20 protein-coding genes are annotated in these 18,159 nt (G+C 45.8%); 18 read left to right on the forward strand and 2 right to left on the reverse strand.

Going from position 1 to position 18,159, the window contains the following annotated elements; genetic code table 11:
* The first annotated feature begins 192 nt into the window (after nucleotides 1–192).
* The 3 genes from maoP (at nucleotide 193) to D0Y50_RS11675 (ending at nucleotide 2,870) form a co-directional block, all read left to right on the forward strand.
* Entirely contained in the window at nucleotides 193–552 is a 360-nt protein-coding gene (maoP, locus tag D0Y50_RS11665; RefSeq protein WP_108567270.1) for a DUF413 domain-containing protein, read from the forward strand.
* A 268-nt stretch (nucleotides 553–820) separates the two neighbouring features.
* A complete protein-coding gene (locus tag D0Y50_RS11670) occupies nucleotides 821–1,552 on the forward strand; it encodes a PRC-barrel domain-containing protein (RefSeq protein WP_108567121.1) in 732 nt (243 codons plus the stop codon).
* A gap of 1 nt (nucleotide 1,553) precedes the next feature.
* The gene (locus D0Y50_RS11675) at nucleotides 1,554–2,870 is read left to right on the forward strand and encodes a class II fumarate hydratase (RefSeq protein WP_117317104.1); all 1,317 of its coding nucleotides are present in this window, start codon (nucleotides 1,554–1,556) and stop codon (nucleotides 2,868–2,870) included.
* Here the strand turns inward: D0Y50_RS11675 and D0Y50_RS11680 are convergent.
* Nucleotides 2,867–3,196, reverse strand: coding sequence for an ArsR/SmtB family transcription factor (locus tag D0Y50_RS11680; protein WP_108567119.1), 330 nt, complete (start codon nucleotides 3,194–3,196; stop codon nucleotides 2,867–2,869). The genes D0Y50_RS11675 and D0Y50_RS11680 overlap by 4 nt on opposite strands.
* Before the next feature lie 184 nt (nucleotides 3,197–3,380).
* Between D0Y50_RS11680 and D0Y50_RS11685 the strand changes: the two genes are divergently transcribed.
* The 3 genes from D0Y50_RS11685 to D0Y50_RS11695 all read left to right on the forward strand — a co-directional run bounded on the left by D0Y50_RS11685 (nucleotide 3,381) and on the right by D0Y50_RS11695 (nucleotide 6,902).
* On the forward strand, nucleotides 3,381–3,743 hold the full coding sequence (locus D0Y50_RS11685; RefSeq protein WP_117317106.1) for a rhodanese-like domain-containing protein: 363 nt from the start codon (nucleotides 3,381–3,383) through the stop codon (nucleotides 3,741–3,743).
* A gap of 100 nt (nucleotides 3,744–3,843) precedes the next feature.
* Nucleotides 3,844–4,746, forward strand: coding sequence for a LysR family transcriptional regulator (locus tag D0Y50_RS11690; RefSeq protein ID WP_108567117.1), 903 nt, complete (start codon nucleotides 3,844–3,846; stop codon nucleotides 4,744–4,746).
* A 260-nt stretch (nucleotides 4,747–5,006) separates the two neighbouring features.
* Entirely contained in the window at nucleotides 5,007–6,902 is a 1,896-nt protein-coding gene (locus tag D0Y50_RS11695) for a putative bifunctional diguanylate cyclase/phosphodiesterase (RefSeq protein WP_108567116.1), read from the forward strand.
* Here D0Y50_RS11695 and D0Y50_RS11700 read toward each other — a convergent pair.
* A complete protein-coding gene (locus D0Y50_RS11700) occupies nucleotides 6,865–7,470 on the reverse strand; it encodes an exopolysaccharide biosynthesis protein (protein ID WP_108567115.1) in 606 nt (201 codons plus the stop codon). The two genes, D0Y50_RS11695 and D0Y50_RS11700, sit on opposite strands and share 38 nt — an antisense overlap.
* Before the next feature lie 212 nt (nucleotides 7,471–7,682).
* On the opposite strand from D0Y50_RS11700, the gene D0Y50_RS11705 reads away from it, so the two are divergent.
* From D0Y50_RS11705 to D0Y50_RS11760, 12 genes are all read left to right on the forward strand, one after another.
* Complete coding sequence (locus D0Y50_RS11705; protein WP_117317108.1) at nucleotides 7,683–9,017, forward strand: sigma-54-dependent transcriptional regulator; 1,335 nt, start codon at nucleotides 7,683–7,685, stop codon at nucleotides 9,015–9,017.
* Between the two features lie 17 nt (nucleotides 9,018–9,034).
* Nucleotides 9,035–9,262, forward strand: coding sequence for a hypothetical protein (locus tag D0Y50_RS11710; protein ID WP_108567113.1), 228 nt, complete (start codon nucleotides 9,035–9,037; stop codon nucleotides 9,260–9,262).
* Between the two features lie 4 nt (nucleotides 9,263–9,266).
* On the forward strand, nucleotides 9,267–10,781 hold the full coding sequence (locus D0Y50_RS11715; RefSeq protein WP_117317111.1) for a sensor histidine kinase: 1,515 nt from the start codon (nucleotides 9,267–9,269) through the stop codon (nucleotides 10,779–10,781).
* Nucleotides 10,771–11,223 (forward strand): response regulator, encoded by a 453-nt coding sequence (locus D0Y50_RS11720; protein WP_108567111.1) that lies wholly within the window; start codon nucleotides 10,771–10,773, stop codon nucleotides 11,221–11,223. The genes D0Y50_RS11715 and D0Y50_RS11720 overlap by 11 nt, the downstream gene beginning before the upstream one ends.
* A gap of 22 nt (nucleotides 11,224–11,245) precedes the next feature.
* Nucleotides 11,246–13,258: a response regulator gene (locus D0Y50_RS11725; RefSeq protein ID WP_117317113.1), complete on the forward strand. Its 2,013-nt coding sequence runs from the start codon at nucleotides 11,246–11,248 to the stop codon at nucleotides 13,256–13,258.
* Between the two features lie 170 nt (nucleotides 13,259–13,428).
* Nucleotides 13,429–13,776, forward strand: a complete 348-nt coding sequence (locus D0Y50_RS11730; RefSeq protein WP_108567109.1) for a DUF883 domain-containing protein — start codon at nucleotides 13,429–13,431, stop codon at nucleotides 13,774–13,776.
* Between the two features lie 5 nt (nucleotides 13,777–13,781).
* Complete coding sequence (locus D0Y50_RS11735) at nucleotides 13,782–14,285, forward strand: hypothetical protein (RefSeq protein ID WP_133175121.1); 504 nt, start codon at nucleotides 13,782–13,784, stop codon at nucleotides 14,283–14,285.
* A 3-nt stretch (nucleotides 14,286–14,288) separates the two neighbouring features.
* Nucleotides 14,289–14,540, forward strand: a complete 252-nt coding sequence (locus D0Y50_RS11740) for a hypothetical protein (RefSeq protein ID WP_117317115.1) — start codon at nucleotides 14,289–14,291, stop codon at nucleotides 14,538–14,540.
* A 10-nt stretch (nucleotides 14,541–14,550) separates the two neighbouring features.
* The gene (locus D0Y50_RS11745; RefSeq protein WP_117317117.1) at nucleotides 14,551–15,120 is read left to right on the forward strand and encodes a CC0125/CC1285 family lipoprotein; all 570 of its coding nucleotides are present in this window, start codon (nucleotides 14,551–14,553) and stop codon (nucleotides 15,118–15,120) included.
* Nucleotides 15,121–15,380: 260 nt separating this feature from the next.
* Nucleotides 15,381–15,839: a DUF2383 domain-containing protein gene (locus tag D0Y50_RS11750; protein ID WP_170145499.1), complete on the forward strand. Its 459-nt coding sequence runs from the start codon at nucleotides 15,381–15,383 to the stop codon at nucleotides 15,837–15,839.
* A gap of 1,380 nt (nucleotides 15,840–17,219) precedes the next feature.
* The gene (locus D0Y50_RS11755; RefSeq protein WP_018982048.1) at nucleotides 17,220–17,396 is read left to right on the forward strand and encodes a DUF1328 domain-containing protein; all 177 of its coding nucleotides are present in this window, start codon (nucleotides 17,220–17,222) and stop codon (nucleotides 17,394–17,396) included.
* A gap of 24 nt (nucleotides 17,397–17,420) precedes the next feature.
* Nucleotides 17,421–17,615, forward strand: coding sequence for a hypothetical protein (locus D0Y50_RS11760; protein WP_108567104.1), 195 nt, complete (start codon nucleotides 17,421–17,423; stop codon nucleotides 17,613–17,615).
* Nucleotides 17,616–18,159: the final 544 nt, after the last annotated feature.

Genomic DNA, 18,159 nt, shown 5'->3' on the forward strand with positions numbered 1-18,159 from the left:
TAACGCGCTATTTTAGCTACGACGCTATACCAGCAAGGCGCTATAGCGGATTGCCCCATAGCCGCCATCTGTCAGCTATAGCGAAAAAAGGCATGTGCATAATTTTTTGTGGAAAAGAGCAAAAATTTTTGTTTCATTTTTGTCTGACATTCCCTTAAAAGACACGTGAAAACACCCCACACGAGAATGACCATGAAAGCGTTTGATATTCGTTTATCTTCAAAGCCCTTTATTGACCGGATGAAGTTTCCCTATGGTTTTCGTAAGTCAGGCGACTTCAGCATAAGTGAAGCCGATATTCTGGCCACATATGGTAAGACCCTGCTAGCCTTGGAAACCGGTGAGTTGCAGCCGGAAACTGCCGATGAAGCACATTTTGTTGCGTTTATCAGCGGCCAGGCAGAATCAGCTAATCTGATTGAAAAGGCATGGCAGAAATACGTCCGTCTGGCGCGTGGTAAGCGCCACTTTTATACTTTACATAGTTCTGCCAGCAATCAGGCAGACTTTGATGAAGATTATACCGAAGAAGAATATGATGTAGCAGGCTAAAGTTTGCTATCAAAGGGGCCTTCGGGCCCCTTTTTGTTATTTCCGTAACGTTCTTCTTACCTGCCTGAATCAACCCCTTCTATACTCATTATGAGGGTGGGTAGCTAGGTCTATTTTGGGTCTTTTGCCTGGCTACATTAAACGGTCAGTCTTTGCGCTTCACGCCGGACACTACGGCGGTTAAATTGATCCTTCATCGTCACCCTAACGAATTGAATATTAAATTGTCTTCACAACAGAAGGCTGCTTAGCAAAAGGATCGCGCAAGATGATTTCCCACAAACAAATGAAACAATACTCTATTCACGCCACCGATGGCGATATAGGACCCTGTAAAGATATTCTGTTTGACGATCAGAATTTTGTCGCCCGGTATCTGGTAGCAGACACGAACAGCTGGTTACCGCTAAGCCGGAAAGTGGTGATATCACCTATCGCCGTAACCAAAGTAGATACCGAAGCCCAGTGGCTGTCTATTAACATGTCCTCGCAAGGTATCAAAGATGGTCCTTCAATTGACGAACATAAGCCGGTATCGCGCGAGTATGAAGAAACCCTGTTTAAATATTTTGGCTATGGTTATTACTGGATAGGCCCGGGAGCCTGGGGCGATTTTTCTCACCCAACGCAACTGGCAGATCAGGAAATGCAACAGGAAATAGCCAAAGACCCTACCGGGCCCACCAACCATTTACGTTCATGTAATGAAGTGCATGGTTATGATGTTGCCACTACAGATGATGATGTAGGGCATATTACCGATTTTATTTTTGATACTGACACCTGGACCTTGCAGCTTTTAGTGGTAGATACCAATAATTGGCTGCCGGGCGGCAAAAAACTTGCGATCAAACCCACTGATGTACATAACATTGACTGGTCGAGTCACAAGGTACAGGTCAATTTGTCGCATGAAGGATTACTGGAGCAGCCTGAAATCGATATGGACCGGCTGGCTGATTCAGCGTATTTACAGGCAATTTTAACGAAGGCGCAATAATATGGCCGACGTACTATATCAAAAACAGACCGCGCTGGCGGTAGATAACTTTACCATCGGTAATGAGCCTATGCCGGCCACCTTCATTCATGCTCTGGGCTATCTGAAAGCGGCCTGCGCGACAGCTAATTTTGAGCTGGGCAAACTTGAAGAGCCGGTGTGTGAAGCGATTTGCGCCGCGGCAATGGAAGTGGCGCAGGGCAAGCATGATGAGCAGTTCCCGGTAGATGTTTACCAGACGGGTTCCGGTACCAGTACCAATATGAATGCAAATGAGGTTATTGCCAGTTTAGCGACACAGCGGTTAGGTGATACGGTTCACCCGAATGATCATGTCAATATGGGGCAAAGTTCAAACGACATTATCCCCAGCACAATCCACATCAGTGCTATGTTGGTGGTACAGCGTGAATTAATGCCGGCGCTGTCCAACGCCGAGAAGGTTATGTCGGCAAAAATGGCCGAAGTTGATGGGGTCATTAAAACCGGCAGAACTCACTTGATGGATGCGATGCCGGTGAAAATGTCCCAGGAAATTTCTGGTTGGCAAGCGCAACTAACTCAGTGCAAGCACCGCTTAGACGATACCGCCCAGCGGCTTAGCCGGTTAGCTATCGGTGGCACAGCGGTGGGTACCGGTATTAATACTGATAAAGCGTTTGGCGGTAAGGTGTGCGCCGCGTTAGGGCGTTATTTGGATACGACCTTCACCGTTACAGACAATCATTTTGGCGCCATTTCTTCGCAAGATACTGCGCTTGAGCTGGCTGGCCAGCTAAATACGTTAGCGGCTGCCCTGATGAAGATCAGTAACGATATTCGCTGGATGAACAGTGGCCCGCTGGCCGGTTTAGGGGAAATCAGTTTACCTAAGTTACAGGCAGGCAGCAGTATTATGCCCGGTAAGGTGAACCCGGTGATCCCAGAAGCGGTCACTATGGCTTGCGCGCAGGTAATGGGATATCACACGGCGATTACTGTGGCAGCCCAATCCGGTAATTTTCAACTTAACGTCATGTTGCCATTAATCGGCCGTAATCTGATAAAGGCGAGCCAGCTAATGGCAAACAGCTGCGATGCTATTGCCAATAACGCTATTGCTACTTTTACTGTTAATCAGGATAAGCTGCAACAGGTGCTGGCTAAAAACCCTATATTGGTCACCGCGCTAAACCAGAAAATAGGTTATGAAAAAGGCACTGAAATTGCCATGCAGGCATATCAGGATAAACGCGATATTATCGAAGTGGCGAAAGAAATGACCGACTTGGACGAGGCCGAATTAACGGCGCTACTTGACCCCGCCAAATTAGTTTAATCGGGCATTGATGCTGGGTAAAATGTATTAATAAGGCCCAAAACTTTGTGCACCCGTTCGTCGGTGAGTCGGTAATAAATCACCTGACCATCACGACGGGTTGCCACCATTTTTGCTTCTCTTAACAGGGCAAGATGCTGCGATAACACCGGTTGAGTCACATCAATCCGGGTCAGTAAATCAGACACCGATAATTCTTTGCCAACCAGTGACGTGAGCACCATAAGCCGGGTTTTGTTCGCCAGTTGCTTAAGAAAGTGTTCTGCTTCATTGGCATGTTCCAGAATAACTTCGGTTCTTTCAGGTTCGTTGGTAATGACAGACATGTATACTAAAGTAGTAAGTGTTTCAGAGGCCTATTGAAACGCGAAGGCCACAGATCAGACAAGGGCATTGGTCGCACAAATATGACAGTTAAAAGATAACCACTGGAATTTCGCTTCAGCATTGATCATATTAGAGTTTTCTTATGATTCAGGCCGCCTTTGGGACCGTCAATAAGGATTAGCTATGTTAAAAACAATACCTCAACGCCTCGCCTCCCTCCCCCCCTCAGTAAGAAAAATTACCGCCGCCGAGGCTCGGGCTGAAATACAGTCAAACGGGGGGACGTTAATTGATGTTCGTGAAACTGAAGAACGTACCCGACAGCCAAACGATGCTGCCACGGCTATTCCCCGCGGCATCCTTGAAATGAAAGCATTAGAGCAATTTAAGGACGCCGAGCAGCCACTTTATCTACATTGCGCAAGTGGGGTGCGAGCCCAGCTAGCCGCAGCCCAACTACATGATATGGGTTACGCCCAGGTTACCGCTATTATTAGCAATATTACTGAAATTACCGATGAACTTAACCCTGTAGAAAATGGGTAGACAGGTAAGGCTGCTGCATGCCTTATTTTGGTGAATGTTCTATAATTGCGTGTAATACTGGTGTAATACAGTCCTCACCATTGCGAATTTTCGATTTATCATGCTTAAAGCAACCTTAGAACAGTGGCGGATGTTTAAAGCCGTAGTAGATGCCGGCGGCTTCAACCAGGCCGCCCAGGCTGTGCACAAAAGTCAGTCTTCGGTTCATCACGCGGTACAAAAGCTGGAACACGCGTTAGGCATTGAACTGTTTGAAAACGAAGGACGTAAAGTCCGGCTAACCCCGGCCGGTGAGCTTATGCTGCGCCGGGCTGGCTTTCTATTGGACGAAGCGCAGAAGCTTGAAGCGGTAGCACAAAGTCTGCAAAGCGGGGTAGAAACACAACTTAGAGTCGCCGTGGATATCGTGTTTCCCTCAGAAATTTTATACCGCGTGTTATCTCGCGTATCTGAAGAGTTTCCTTTACTGCGGATTGAGATTATGGAGACGGTATTAAATGGCGCTAATGATTTACTGGAGCACGGTAAAGTTGATATCGCTATTTCACCGTTTGCACTAAACCACGGGTTTAGCGAAGACTTGTGCGAAATCGATTTTATGTTGGTTGCTCACCCGACGCACTCGCTACATCAATTGAAACGACCATTGACGGTGGAAGACTTAAAATCCCACCGGCAAATTGTAGTAAGAGACTCATCCAGCGAACGCAAGGCTGAATCAGGCTGGTTGGGGGCAGAGCAGCGTTGGACAGTAAGTCATGTCAGAACCTCCATTGATATGATTCGCCGTGGTTTGGGTTACGCCTGGCTACCGGTGGCCTTAATACAACATGAGTTGGAACATCAGTGTGTAGCGCCTTTGCCTCTGGCGCAGGGGGGCGTGCGGCGAATTTTACTTAATCTGGGGTTCGAAGATGGGGATAAATTAGGGCCGGCGGCACGAACTTTTATTGGCGAATTGCGGTATCAAGCCATGCAAATGCCAGGTGCCGAGCGGGTTTAGCGCAAACTAGCCGTTGAACATAGCACTATTTAACGATATAAATGTCACGAGCAAAAATAATAATAAGAACCAGCAAGGTTAATGATACGCAGTGTTTTCCTTTCTCTAATGGTATACCTGCGGATTACGTAACGACGGGTTGTCGATATCCATGTATTTAACAGCTTACAATAAGCCGAAAATAACTGTTAATGTGACCATGCTCACGTTAGCAATGAATTACGCGTTTTATCTTGCTCAGGTGACGCGTTGGGTTACCCATGGCAGATAACCTTGAGCTGATAAAAAGTGACAGTAATTTACGTAAAAGGCTGCTGCTTGGCTCGATTATGTTGTCGCTACTGGTTATCACCATTTTTTGCTATGTGGGTTATAACCTGCTGCTTGAAATGGAAAAAGATCTTGAGCGTCAGTCTTTTGAAGAACAATATGCAGATGTGAAAACTCTGCTCTCACCGATTATTGCCGAAGCCGACCTTTCGGGCCCGGTATCATTAGTACCCCGTGATTTGTCCATTCTGGCAGAAGATATTCTGATTATTGAATTTGATCAGAAAGAGCTTTATCGCGATCCCCGTCTCGCTCCCCAAACCTTTTTGCAACCTTTAAAACAAACCGGGTTCTTTAGTTCAGGCGATGGTCAGTATTATGTGCATAGCGATGTATTGCCAGAGAATCAAAAGCCATTAACGGTAATCTGGCAATCTGAAAATATGGCCAGTATTTCCCAACACGTTATCAGTCGTTTATCGGTTGCCGCCTTTCTCACATTCTGGTTATCTATCTGGTCAGCATTAATTATGTCGGCGTTTATTGCACGACGGTTTGAAAATGCGAATAAAAGCCTGGAAAAACTGGCGCTCATCGACAATCTTACAAAACTATACAATCGCAACGCGCTGCTGTCTGGCCTGGAACTTAATAATAAGGAAGGGGCATTGATGTTTTTAGACCTCGACCGGTTCAGAGACATTAATGATGCACTTGGCCATGATATGGGCGATCGAATCTTAAAGGCTTTTGCCCTGCGCTTACGGCAGTTGATGCGCCCGCATACCCGGCTTTACCGGTATCGTAGTGACGAATTTGTTATCTGGATCCCCAACCTGCCTGCCGACGAGGTGATGAGCCGAGCCTTCAACTTGCTGTACGAATGCCGTGAGCCTTTGATTATCGGTAAAAGTGAATTCGAGATAGGTTGTAGCATTGGGGTAGCATGTGCGCCCGAGCACGGCGATGAAGCCGAAACCCTGGTGCAAAATGCCGAAAATGCCATGCTACGGGCCAAACGCATGCGCCTGGGTATACAGGTATATAATGATCGGCTGGCTCATAATAATACCGTAGAGGTTACGCTTCGCAGCCAGTTGCGTACCGCGCTTCAGCAAAACCAATTCGAACTGTATTATCAGCCCAAAGTATGGCTCAGTGATGGCAGCCTGGCTGGCGCTGAAGCTATTGTTCGCTGGAACCATCCTGATGAAGGTTTGTTGTCGCCAGGCTATTTTATTAATCTGGTGGAGCAAAGCGGTATCGTTCACGCCTTTACCCGCTATACCATCGACAGCGCGGTTAAACAGATCAAAAAATGGGACAGTGAAGGTACGCCTCTTTCTGTGGCGGTAAACCTGTCGGCGTATAATCTCATGGATACCGCTTTTATTCCGTTTGTTGAAAAAGCCTTGTTTAGCAGTGGTATTGATCCCGCCCGGCTTGAATTTGAGCTAACCGAAAGTGCTACTATGGTTGATATTGCCGTAAGTAAACGGATGATCAGTGCATTTAATTTATTAGGTATTAAAACGTCGATAGATGATTTTGGCACCGGCATGAGTTCATTTGCCTATCTGCGCGAATTAGATGTACACACGATCAAACTGGATCGCGCGTTTATTACAGACGTAGTGCACAATGCTAAAGATGAGAAGATTGTGACGGCGATGATTGCGTTATGTCACAGTTTGGGAATCGAAGTGGTGGCTGAAGGTATAGAACAACAAGACCAGGCTGCCCTGCTGAAAAAGCTTAACTGTGATATTGGCCAGGGCTTTTTCTTTGGCAAGCCAGCACCCGCGGAAAATATCGATGCATTACTGGCAACCCAACAAGATATATCAGCTAACTTAACAGCGACACGAGCTGCTGAGCGCCCATAAAGAAACCCAATCCGGCTAACGATAAACCCAACAACGCGACTGCGCCATCATCGGTGGCCATACCGATCGCCATAATAAATACCGCAACAGCTGGAATCAGTCCCAAAAAGGGCACTAACTCTAACGGCACCATCATAAGCCCGCACAACGCACAGCTTATTGCGATTAAACTGCGAAAAACAATGCGCCGCATAAAAAACCAGCGCGGCATTAAAAGCCGGTCAACCCGGGTTACCGCAGGCTTGATTCTATCAATTCCACTGTTTAAAGAATCGCGCTCAATGCCTATCCCTTTGATAGCCGAAGGTAGCCAAGGGTGAGATTTTGCCAGTAAAACTTGCAATGAAATGAGAAAAATAGTGATACCCGTTACGGTAGGAATACCGGGGATAGCGCCTATTGGGGTAGAACAGATAAACGCAGGCACGGCTAGCATCGGACCAAATCCGCGCTTTTCCATCATCGCAAGCAGTTCCCCAAAGGTGATTTTATCTTCCTCACCGGTACTTTGCATACGTCCTAGCAATTCGTGCAGGCTCATAGAGCGCACTGCCGCCAAATCTAACATCCTGGGTTTCCTGTTGTCCGCATTGAGACAAAACGTTAAGGCTGATACAGTACTTTTAGCGAATAACGTGCCAGTTATCTTAATAGAGGATAAAATTTATTCCTATTTCAGCACGTTAGCAGTAGACTGCAAATTACAAATTATGATCCGAAATGTCCTTTTGTCAGTAAACCGTTTATTGGCAATATAACCAAAATTATAGGGAACAATCCGTGTTAACTGTTTTACTTGTTGACGACGATCCGGAATTCACTGATGTCGCCTGTACTATCATTGAGTTTCTGGGCCACGAGGTGTTAACCGCAGCCAACCTTGATGAAGCCCGCGACTGGCTAACCAAAGAAAGCTTTGATCACATTCTGCTGGATTTCATGCTTCCCGACGGCAGTGGCGTACACCTATTTGAAGAACTTGATGCGCTTCCAAAACGCCCCCGGGTGACGCTGATTACCGGTCATCCTTCTGTACGCGGTATTATTAAAGGGTTATGCGGCCCAAACATTGATTACCTCGTAAAGCCAATACAGCGCGAAGAAATTGAAGCGGTATTGAGCGGTAAAAAAGAAAAGAAAAGTGAAACCGGCACCGCCACTATTAAGAAGTATTTTGGCCATTTGATCGGCGAATCGCCGTCAATGAAAGAGCTATATAAGCTTATTGAACGGGTTAGCCGTACCAGCGCAAACGTAATGCTGTTAGGCGAAAGTGGTGTAGGTAAAGAAGTGGTGGCTGAAGCTATCCATGCAGCTTCTGATGTCGAAGGCCCCTATATTGCCACTAACTGCGGTGCATTCTCCAAAGAGCTGATTGGCAGTGAGTTATTTGGGCATGAGAAAGGCGCTTTTACCGGTGCAGTGGGACGTAAAGCCGGCGTATTCGAGCAAGCAGAAAACGGTACCTTGTTTTTAGACGAGATAACCGAAATGCCTATCGATATGCAGCCTAACCTGCTTCGCGTACTGGAAAATAAGGTTGTTATACGCGTTGGTGGCACCAAAACAATACCCGTAAATTGTCGGGTCGTGTCGGCTACCAACCGGCAGATGGAAGAAATTGCCGAGAGCAAGGTGCTGCGTGAAGATATTTATTTCCGACTGGCGGTATTTCCTATCACTATCCCACCACTGCGTGAGCGTAAGGAAGATATTCCTTTGCTGGCAACCTCGTTTATTGCGGAACTAAACAAAGAAAATAATACCAGCTTTGCATGGAAAGACGCCCAGTTGGATACGCTCAAAGCCTACGACTGGCCGGGTAATGTGCGCGAATTGCGTCACTTTGTACATCGCGCGGCCATCATGAGCGATCCGGATAAACAGGATATCGAATTACCCAAAACGATTGAATCACCGTTTGCTAAAAAGCAATCGACTACCCCGGCGCTGCAAGCTGGCCGTACTATTGAAGATGTCGAAAAAGAGCTGATTTATGCCACACTTGAAAAAGTGAACGGTAATAAGACCCTGGCCGCTGAAATGCTAGGGATCAGTACGAAAACCCTGTACAACCGCTTGCACGCCTACGGCGACTTAAGCAAAGACGACTAGAGTAAACGAGGTTAGTCATGAATGAAAAAGATTATGCCACTCTGGCCAGACACGTTCACGACGCCCGTAAACCGCTAAACCGCATTTCGATGCAAGCGGAACTGGTCAAGATGGCCCTGGACGGCGATGTTCCGCCCGAACGGGCCAAACAGGCTCTGGATAAAATAATTATTAGCACCAAGGATTGCAGTGAAGCCCTCACCGAAATGATGGAAGCTTTAGGCGATTCGCAGTCGGAATCTTAAGTACATGTTAAACAGGCTGATACAATCTATCTACAGCTGGATATTCCTAGTTGGCGTTATTGTTCTTATTATCACCGCTAATTCGTTTTATGTAGTAAGTACATTGGATAAGCTGGCTGCATTAGAAGCCCGCCTGTTCACTACAAACCGGGTTATCAGTGCAGTTAATACACTGCACATGGCGGTATTGCGTGCAGAATCAGGGCAACGGGGTTTTCTGCTTACCCAGGATGAAGCCTACCTGGAAGATTACACCATTACCCTAACCCGCCTTGAGGGTTTGCTGGAAGAAGTAAAAATTAGTTCGCAGGTCTCAGATTTACCTCAACAGGATGAGAAAATCAGCCAGTTAATTAGCCTTAGTCAGGCGAAAATTGATGAGATGATCAGTACTGTGCAAACGGCCAAAGCGGGTAATTTTGAGCAGGCACAACGCATTATAAGTTCAGATCGCGGCTTGTTGCTTTACGACCGGTTTGAACGGCTATTTAAAGATATTGATGCTTCAGAGCGGCTGGTGCAGGGAGAGCATCTGGCGAATTTGATGAAGCTTCGTCGTGACTCGGTTAATACGCTGATTATTTCTGGCGTCACCACCGCGCTATTGATTGTGGCAATATTTATGTTGCTTAAGCTAAATATGCGCGAAAACCTTCGTCATCAGCGCACGCTGGAAAATGTGAACGAGGAGTTGGAGTTTAAAATTGCGCAGCGTACTCAGGAATTACAGATTTATTCTGACGAGTTATCCCGCAGTAACCGTGAACTTGAAGACTTTGCGTTTGTTGCATCTCATGATCTGCAAGAACCTTTACGTAAAATTCGGGCCTTTGGAAACCGTATTGAAGACGGTTACTCTGATGTTATTGACGAACGTGGCCGTGATTTCTTAAAAAGAATGTTAAATGCTGCTGAGCGTATGTCGATGCTGATCAGCGACCTGCTGTCGTTTTCGCGAGTTTCTACCCGTGGTAAAGATTTTACAGAAGTGAATTTGCAGGAAACGGCGGAAGCTGTGCTCAGCGATTTGGAAATAGCCATTGAAGAGTCTGGTGCCCAGGTTAATGTAGGTAGCCTGCCTACCTTGCAGGCGGACAAATCGCAGGTTGAACAGCTTTTGCTAAATATATTGTCTAACGCCCTTAAATTTAAGCAGCCTGACCGCGCGCCGATTATTTCTATCGATAGCCGGCCTTCTGACCCAGAAGAAATTGAAACATTTCATCACTGTGAAGAGTTCGATTGGGTTACAATTTCGATTGAAGATAACGGCATTGGTTTTGAACAGTCGTTTTCAGAAAAAATATTTGCCCCGTTCCAGCGTCTACACGGCCGAACTTCATACAAAGGTACAGGTATTGGGCTGGCGGTATGTCGGCGTATTGTTGAACGTCACAATGGCCAGATTCGCGCCTACAGTGAACCTGGAAACGGCGCCAAATTTGTTATTATATTACCGGTAAATGGAGAGCCATTTGCCAACCTATCCAGTCAAGGAGTTGTAGAGAATGACCGCTAAAGCTGCGTTGCCTATTAATATTTTAATGGCCGACGATGATGAGGATGATCGGCTGTTAACTCTTGATGCACTCAAAGAAAGCCGGGTGCTCAATAACCTGTATTGCGTAGAAGACGGGGTAGAGCTACTTGAGTATTTGCGTCGTGAAGGCAAATACGCTGATCCTAAGGACTCACCGCGCCCAAGTTTAATTCTGCTTGATTTAAACATGCCTCGCATGGATGGCCGTGAGGCACTACAGCAAATTAAAACCGATCCTGCTATTCGTGGTATCCCCGTAGTGATCCTTACGACCTCAAAAGAAGAAGAAGATATGTTGAGAGGTTACGACTTAGGTTGTGCTTCTTATATCACTAAACCGGTAAATTTTGAGGGACTGGTTGACCTTATGCGCACACTTGGTCGTTATTGGATCGAGTTTGTTGAGCTTCCCCACGATTAAATAGCTAAAACTGAGATGTACTGTGAGTGACCTAATTCGTGTATTACTCATCGAAGATGATGAGGACGATTATTTTCTGACCGCTGATTATCTATCACAGTGCAAGGAGCCCAGGTTTGACATAACCTGGGTTACTAACAGTGCCGAAGCTGTTGCTGCGTTTCGTTGTAAATTGTTCGATATCTGCCTGCTCGACTATATATTGGGCGCCGAAAATGCCCTTGATGTTTTGAGCGTGATTAAGTCGAAAGGTATCAATATTCCGGTGGTAATTTTAACCGGACAGTCTGATACAAAGGTAGATGAAATGGTGATGCGTGCTGGCGCTGCCGATTATCTTACCAAAAGCGAAATCGAAAGCCCCCGCTTTATGCGCACTATGCGCTATGCCATGGTGCGACGGGAAATTGAAAATGAACGAATTGAACGACATAAAGTAGAACAGCAAAACAAAGCAAAAGATAAATTCCTCGCCCATTTAGGTCATGAACTGCGCACTCCCCTCACCTCAATTTTAGGTTACACCGAGCTGCTGATTGACGATAGTCAAAACCAGCGAATAAATCAGGAATTATCCATAATCCATACCAACGGTAAGCACTTATTGAGCTTGCTGAATGATTTGCTGGATATGTCACGTATCATGGCGAATAAACTGGAATTGGCACCTAAAGATGTCGATCTGGCTGGTTTTATGACTGATGTTCATTCATTAATGAACCTGGCGGCCAAAGATAAAGGCCTGCAACTTTCTATTGATTGCCCCGCCCCGGTACCAGAAGTTATCCGGGCTGATCCTACACGGTTGCGTCAGGTATTGATTAACCTGATAAGCAATGCGGTTAAATTTACTGATAATGGTAAAGTTGAAGTCATTATTGATATGTTTCATCAGATGGGCACGCAAGGCAAAGAGATGTTGCGCTTTCGGGTGATTGACTCCGGCATTGGCATGCCGCCGGATAAGCTGGAAGATATCTTTCACCCTTTTGAACAAATTGAAGATGTAATGCGAGCCAACCACGGTGGCGCTGGTTTGGGACTGGCTATTTGCCGGGAATTGGTAAGCAAGATGGGCGGCGAGATTTCGGTAGATTCGGCGTTTGGCAAAGGCAGTACTTTTTCGTTCACCATGGATCCAGGCAACATCAGCGAGCAGCCGCGTGAAGCGCTTAATCTGGCCTCGCCCAGTACCCGCACGGCTACCGGTATGAATTTACACGTTTCCGGCCGGGTGCTTATTGTAGACGACTTACGTGAATTACGCCGGCTTACCGGACATTTGGTTAGTCAGTGTCACGCTCAGGTGGCGTACGCCGAAAACGGTGTGAAAGCGCTGGAAGCAGTATTGATCGCAGAGCAAGAAGGCCACCCTTTCCACCTGGTATTAATGGACATCCATATGCCGGTAATGAATGGCATTGATGCATTGAAGGCGTTGCGCAAGCACAATTGTCAAACTGCCGTGGTAGCCATTACCGCAGCCAGCCGAAAAGGACTGCGCCAATCGTTACTGGATGAAGGATTTGACGGTGTTCTTGGCAAGCCTATTGAAAAGAACGCCTTGATGGAAGTATTGGATAAATACCTTATCAGAACCAGTGGCGTAGACATCGAACACCCTGACAACGCATCAGCTGCGTCGTCTGAGAAATCTACTGAGGCGCCCTTGCTCAATAACGGCCTATCACAAGGCCAGCGTATTTTGGTGATTGAAGATGACATAGACGCCGCCGAACTGATGCAGTTGTTGCTTATTCATCAAGGGCACCAGGTAGATATCGCGCAATCTGGTGAAGAAGCGATGAAAAAGCTCCATCATAACGATTTCGACCATGCGCTGCTCGATTTAACCCTACCTGATTACCAGGGCTTTGATCTGGCCCCGAAGCTACGCAATATTGCCCCAGGCCTTAATATCGTGGTGGTTAGCGGCAGAGAACCGGATGCTCATCAGCTAGAAGAGCACCATATTTACCACGCACTGCTTAAGCCGGTGAGTAAACAAGACCTTACCCGTTTGTTTGAAGAGTAAACCCTTCACGCAATTCTTACAACGGCGTGCAGGAATTACCAGCATGCCCGGTCCCATTTTCTACAACATTAAAAATTATTAATACTTATCAGACACTTACGCACAACTCCGTAGTGGTACACGCCTTGCAACCCTCCTTATGCATACATTCATCAATCAAGGAGATAAGTATGGCTACGCAAGCACGAGCTACTACAGCATCAACCGCTAACACGGCTAATACAACAACTGACAAGGCGAATGGAGTGACTGAGTCTACCCATCCTGTCACTGATAAAGTACAGGAAACCCTGCATTCTTCAGTAGATAAGTTGGCATCCTCCGCAAGTCGCGCAGAAGAAAATTTCCGTACAACTGCAGCTGATTCCGCAGAAAATATGGCCGCACGCAAACGCTTAGCTGAGAAAAAATGGCAGGCATCTTCAATTCGCCGTTACGCAATTGAGAATCCGGTTGCCACAGTAGGTGTTGCCTTTGCTGCTGGTATGCTGATTACGTCACTATTACGTAAGAAGTAAGCCCTATGCCAGGTAAAATGTCACCGACAGATTTTGCCCGGGCATCTTTCAGGCCAGAGCGGCCTGTTTCGTTCTGCCCAACCAGTGATACTGGTTGGGCAAGCGATTGCTCGAAAGACGTAACATGGCAAGACGATACTACCTTCAGCGATGCGAAAACCGCTTTTCAAGACCTCTTCAGTCACAAGAAAGACCAGTTCCATGCGTTACAACATGTCGTCGCAGCGGAAACCAATCTGGTTAAAAAATCCCTTATCGTTTCTGTTGTTGGATTAGCTGGTGCATTTGTATTGGCATGCTTTTGTTGGCTTATTATTAATGCCACTATGGGAATAGCACTCGATCGCGCAGACGTACCGTTATGGCTCACCATGCTGATATTGCTTGGTATTAACGCCATTGGTATTACAATATGCGTTAAAGCCGTGAAGGAAAGTTATCGCCATATTTCACTGATGCCTATTATCCGCGCAGCCACCGGCGAAGCGGGCAAAAGCCAGAAGGAATAATCAATGTTTTTAGATTCTGAATTATATAATGTTGATAAAGCGCACAAAGACTATGCTATTGTTAAGCGTCGTACAGATTATATGCAGACCCGCGCAAAAAGAAGAGCCCGATTGTTGGTGGGAAAACCAGCGGTATTATTGAGCATATTTGCGGTAGGTGCATTTAAAGGAGCCACTACGAGCAATCCAAAAGCAAAGCGTAAAATTGCGTTTATGTCTTTCGCTCGCACAGTATTTTATCAATTAATTTCATAAGGATTTTCGCATGGTCGCACGGAGTTTCAGGCAACTAGGTATTAACGTCGCCACATGCGCCCTTGCCGCCAGTTTATTAGTCAGCGGCTGTTCGTCCCTTTCTCCCACTCAACCCACTCCCTATACAGCTGCGAAGTCTACCGACAGTTACGGTTATTCCAGTATGGAACTTACCGACACTGAATATCGCGTTATGTTCAAAGCTACCGAAGCCACCCCAGCCGATAAGGTACAAGAATATTCGCTTTATCGTGCGGCAGAGATAGCCAAGAAAAACGGCTACGAATGGGTGACTATCGTAAAAACCGATATAGAGCGAAAAACTCGCACCGGCAAGAAAATTGTCAGGGAAAGCAATAATTCTGCCCCTGCTGTGTTAAAAGAAGAGCAGTGTACAATGTCCGGTTGTAATGAAGTTGCCCAACCTTTCGAGCCCAGCGATGCGGATGTAAAGGTCGAACAAACCCGAACTAAAGATGTTTATTATTCTATCGTGGTCCGAATGGGCAATAGTCAGGTCGGCACGGGTAAACGTGCCTTCAAAACGCAAGATATACTGGCAACGCATCCCGATAAATAACGTACTGCAATATCGTTGCAATACTTGGCAGCTATACTTTCTGGCTGCCTAGTTTTTACACCCTCCGCCGCAAAATATTCCCTACCCATTAATTCGCCACTTCAGCACTTTCCCCCACTCCTTTTCAAAAAATTTTAACCTTTTGTTATTTAAGGTTTTTATTTTTATTCCAATCATTGGTAATGCTGCTTCGCTGGAATGCGCTATGCATATTCACACTGCGAGTACGTTTTGTAAATATTGTTTCAAGGAGCAGTAAAATGAGTCAGCTACCTGCTAATATCGAAAAGGTTTCCGATATTATCAACGCCTTAAACGGTGGCATTGCGTTTTATAAAGACACGAAAGAAAAAGTAGCCGGTCAAAACCTGCAGGCAATATTTTCCCGCATGCTGGAAGAAAAGCAATTAGCGGTATTGGCGCTACAATCTTATGCTGATGATTTCAAGCCTATCGTAGTTGAAACCCACAAAGACTGGACCGTTGAGATTAGCAATATGTACACGCAACTGCTTGCTCATGTTAATTCTGCCAATGACAATAGCTACTTTGCGCAGCTTGAAGATGTAGAAGATGAAGTATTAGCGAGTATCGACATTGCTTTAGAGCAAGACCAGCCGCAGGAATTTGCCTGTGAGTTACGCCGTATTCGTTCGCGGATGCAACAATGTCGAGAGGAGCTCCATTCTTTGCAACAGTCTTCAGCTATAGCAGGCTAATTTCGCTGTTTTCAACTACGCTCCGATGACAAAACGTTAAAAATTATTGTGTGGAACCAGGCGGTAGTTATTTTACCGCCCCATGTTATGCTTCTATTTTTGATAGCCCTTGATTAATAGCCCTTTGATTAATACCCCTGCTGGTTAATCCCCTTTTTATTTAATAGCTTTTTTGTTTAACCCGGGCACATTCTTTTGACTACCGCTTCTCTAACGTATTTACAAACCCAGGACACCGGCTTTTAGAACACGGGAAGGTGCATAATAGCGCGCTGCCGCGGTATGAAATTTGGTGCCCGTTTATAAATTTCATGCGGGTATATATGAAGAGAGTAGTACGTTTACCCCGTTCGGTGATCGGGTAGCCTATGAAAGTATAAATAAACAGGATCAATAGACTTCGGCTCTTTTCGCTTGCGCACGAAGACAGGGATCCCCGTGTTTTTAATGTCCACCATCTCATTGGGCGAAAAACACGGTTGTTTGGTTAGTCACTGGAACACGGTAAAAACACAACTAGTCCTTTGTTGACGTTATATGCTTATATCTTTGTTGGTTATGCCCCTACTCCAACTTGCGTACAGCGCCTAAACTAACCGGCTGTTGTGTGTAACGGCTTAGCGCCCCTTGCTTTAGCGCCGCTTAACCAGTGTATTGCCACTATGTTTCGTCAGCCTACCAATAGAATTGGTCTGATATTTTAGAGCTCGGTTTTGTTTGATTGTAGTGTTGTTTGTTCTCGATTTTGTTTGAGCCTCAGGCTCGTGCACTAAGTTCAAAAGTACCAGCACGTAGCGAAAGGGTCGGACGGCTGCAATTATGTGAGCACTCACAGTTTATGCGCAGCTAACACTATCTTTGCATGGTTCTGTTATATCCTTATCACCAGGTTAGTTCAGCGTCTTTCACCCGCCACTTTTTTTTATTGCCATCTGTATCTGTCGGGTTTGGGCTGCGAGAGTGACTTCGCTGGCGTAGGCCTGAACATACGTGGTATGGTGCTGCGCTTGCGCCGCTACATTTGCAAAAGGTTGCAAAGCCATGCTGAATTTATCGAAATAAAATATCTACCAAGGAATAAGGCAGATACGCTGACAGCGTTTTGGGTAGCTACAACAAGTTTGCTAACAGTATGATTCGATTAAATTTAGCGTTATTTATATGGATATATAAGAAATTCGCAATATTGCGCTGTTTTATTTGTAACCAACGTGTAAAAAGTGCATAGTGCTTGTAACCCTGAACAGGCCTGTACCTTTATTACTACCCACCAACATGAAACGTTTTTAATAAACCTTTGAATAATAAAGGATTATTATTGTGGCACGATAAAAGCATATATTATTATGACTTTTAAGGAAGCAATACGAGGATATACTCATGTTAGGTTGGGCCATTACATTTTTTATCATCGCCATTATTGCAGCAGTTTTTGGCTTTGGCGGCATTGCCGGCGCAGCAACAGGCATTGCCCAATTTTTGTTTTTCGTATTTGTCGCATTATTAGTGATTTCACTTATCGCGAATGCGTTACGTGGTAAATCACCAAAAGTATAAATTATTAATCAAGGAGCAAGGACTATGTTGTCGTACAAAAATTTACTAAAAACCCTTCTGGTAGCTGGTTTCGCCTTTTCTCTGGCCGCGTGTGATGACGGCGGAGCAGAAAATGCTGGTGAGAAACTGGATGAGGCAGTAAATGATGCAGGTAACGCTGTTGAAGATACTTGCGAAGACGTAAAAGAAGGCATGAAATCAGAAGACGAAGATTGTTAATCTGATTGAGCTTTAAAAAACCCGGCCTTTGTGCCGGGTTTTTTGTGGCTCGAATTTGTTTTATCCGCTGAGCGTCTTCAGTAGGTTACTTTTCACCAGCGAAGTTTTTCTATTTCCGGTAAAAACACTGCGTTGAGATTACATCTCCGGTATTTTTATTTCTGTGCCATCTACCGCATGACCCCGTGGATCCCAATCATTACATGCCTGTATCAATAAGCATGCGCCCTGCCCGTGTAAGTAGCCTCCAAGAATATAAAAATTACTCCCGTGCCAGCGAAACCGAGACGCTTGATTGGCGAAATCTTCACGAGGCTTTTAAGCCAGGCCAGGCCCGTCATTGTCTGTTAACCCTGCTCCCGACAGGCGTTTCGCCATTGGTGTCGACTATCCGCAATAGGAAAACCGCGGCGTCTTGAATATTGTCGGCTATGGCTTTCAGGTCTCTACCGTTCAAATAGTGCCGCTAACGCTATATGGCTGTCTTGTATAGGCCTAGCTGAGGCAAAGGACTTAAATCAGCGGAAGCTCTGTAGCTGCACTA

The organism is Salinimonas sediminis (assembly GCF_003429285.1).
In the GTDB taxonomy this organism is placed as follows: Bacteria; Pseudomonadota; Gammaproteobacteria; order Enterobacterales; family Alteromonadaceae; genus Alteromonas; species Alteromonas indica.

What these genes read in the sequence shown, in the direction of transcription:
- maoP (WP_108567270.1), top strand. Translation starts at nt 193, where the DNA reads ATGAAAGCGTTTGATATTCGTTTATCTTCAAAGCCCTTTATTGACCGG.
- D0Y50_RS11670 (WP_108567121.1), top strand. Translation starts at nt 821, where the DNA reads ATGATTTCCCACAAACAAATGAAACAATACTCTATTCACGCCACCGAT.
- D0Y50_RS11675 (WP_117317104.1), top strand. Translation starts at nt 1,554, where the DNA reads ATGGCCGACGTACTATATCAAAAACAGACCGCGCTGGCGGTAGATAAC.
- D0Y50_RS11680 (WP_108567119.1), bottom strand. Translation starts at nt 3,196, where the DNA reads ATGTCTGTCATTACCAACGAACCTGAAAGAACCGAAGTTATTCTGGAA.
- D0Y50_RS11685 (WP_117317106.1), top strand. Translation starts at nt 3,381, where the DNA reads ATGTTAAAAACAATACCTCAACGCCTCGCCTCCCTCCCCCCCTCAGTA.
- D0Y50_RS11690 (WP_108567117.1), top strand. Translation starts at nt 3,844, where the DNA reads ATGCTTAAAGCAACCTTAGAACAGTGGCGGATGTTTAAAGCCGTAGTA.
- D0Y50_RS11695 (WP_108567116.1), top strand. Translation starts at nt 5,007, where the DNA reads ATGGCAGATAACCTTGAGCTGATAAAAAGTGACAGTAATTTACGTAAA.
- D0Y50_RS11700 (WP_108567115.1), bottom strand. Translation starts at nt 7,470, where the DNA reads ATGTTAGATTTGGCGGCAGTGCGCTCTATGAGCCTGCACGAATTGCTA.
- D0Y50_RS11710 (WP_108567113.1), top strand. Translation starts at nt 9,035, where the DNA reads ATGAATGAAAAAGATTATGCCACTCTGGCCAGACACGTTCACGACGCC.
- D0Y50_RS11715 (WP_117317111.1), top strand. Translation starts at nt 9,267, where the DNA reads ATGTTAAACAGGCTGATACAATCTATCTACAGCTGGATATTCCTAGTT.
- D0Y50_RS11720 (WP_108567111.1), top strand. Translation starts at nt 10,771, where the DNA reads ATGACCGCTAAAGCTGCGTTGCCTATTAATATTTTAATGGCCGACGAT.
- D0Y50_RS11730 (WP_108567109.1), top strand. Translation starts at nt 13,429, where the DNA reads ATGGCTACGCAAGCACGAGCTACTACAGCATCAACCGCTAACACGGCT.
- D0Y50_RS11735 (WP_133175121.1), top strand. Translation starts at nt 13,782, where the DNA reads ATGCCAGGTAAAATGTCACCGACAGATTTTGCCCGGGCATCTTTCAGG.
- D0Y50_RS11740 (WP_117317115.1), top strand. Translation starts at nt 14,289, where the DNA reads ATGTTTTTAGATTCTGAATTATATAATGTTGATAAAGCGCACAAAGAC.
- D0Y50_RS11745 (WP_117317117.1), top strand. Translation starts at nt 14,551, where the DNA reads ATGGTCGCACGGAGTTTCAGGCAACTAGGTATTAACGTCGCCACATGC.
- D0Y50_RS11750 (WP_170145499.1), top strand. Translation starts at nt 15,381, where the DNA reads ATGAGTCAGCTACCTGCTAATATCGAAAAGGTTTCCGATATTATCAAC.
- D0Y50_RS11755 (WP_018982048.1), top strand. Translation starts at nt 17,220, where the DNA reads ATGTTAGGTTGGGCCATTACATTTTTTATCATCGCCATTATTGCAGCA.
- D0Y50_RS11760 (WP_108567104.1), top strand. Translation starts at nt 17,421, where the DNA reads ATGTTGTCGTACAAAAATTTACTAAAAACCCTTCTGGTAGCTGGTTTC.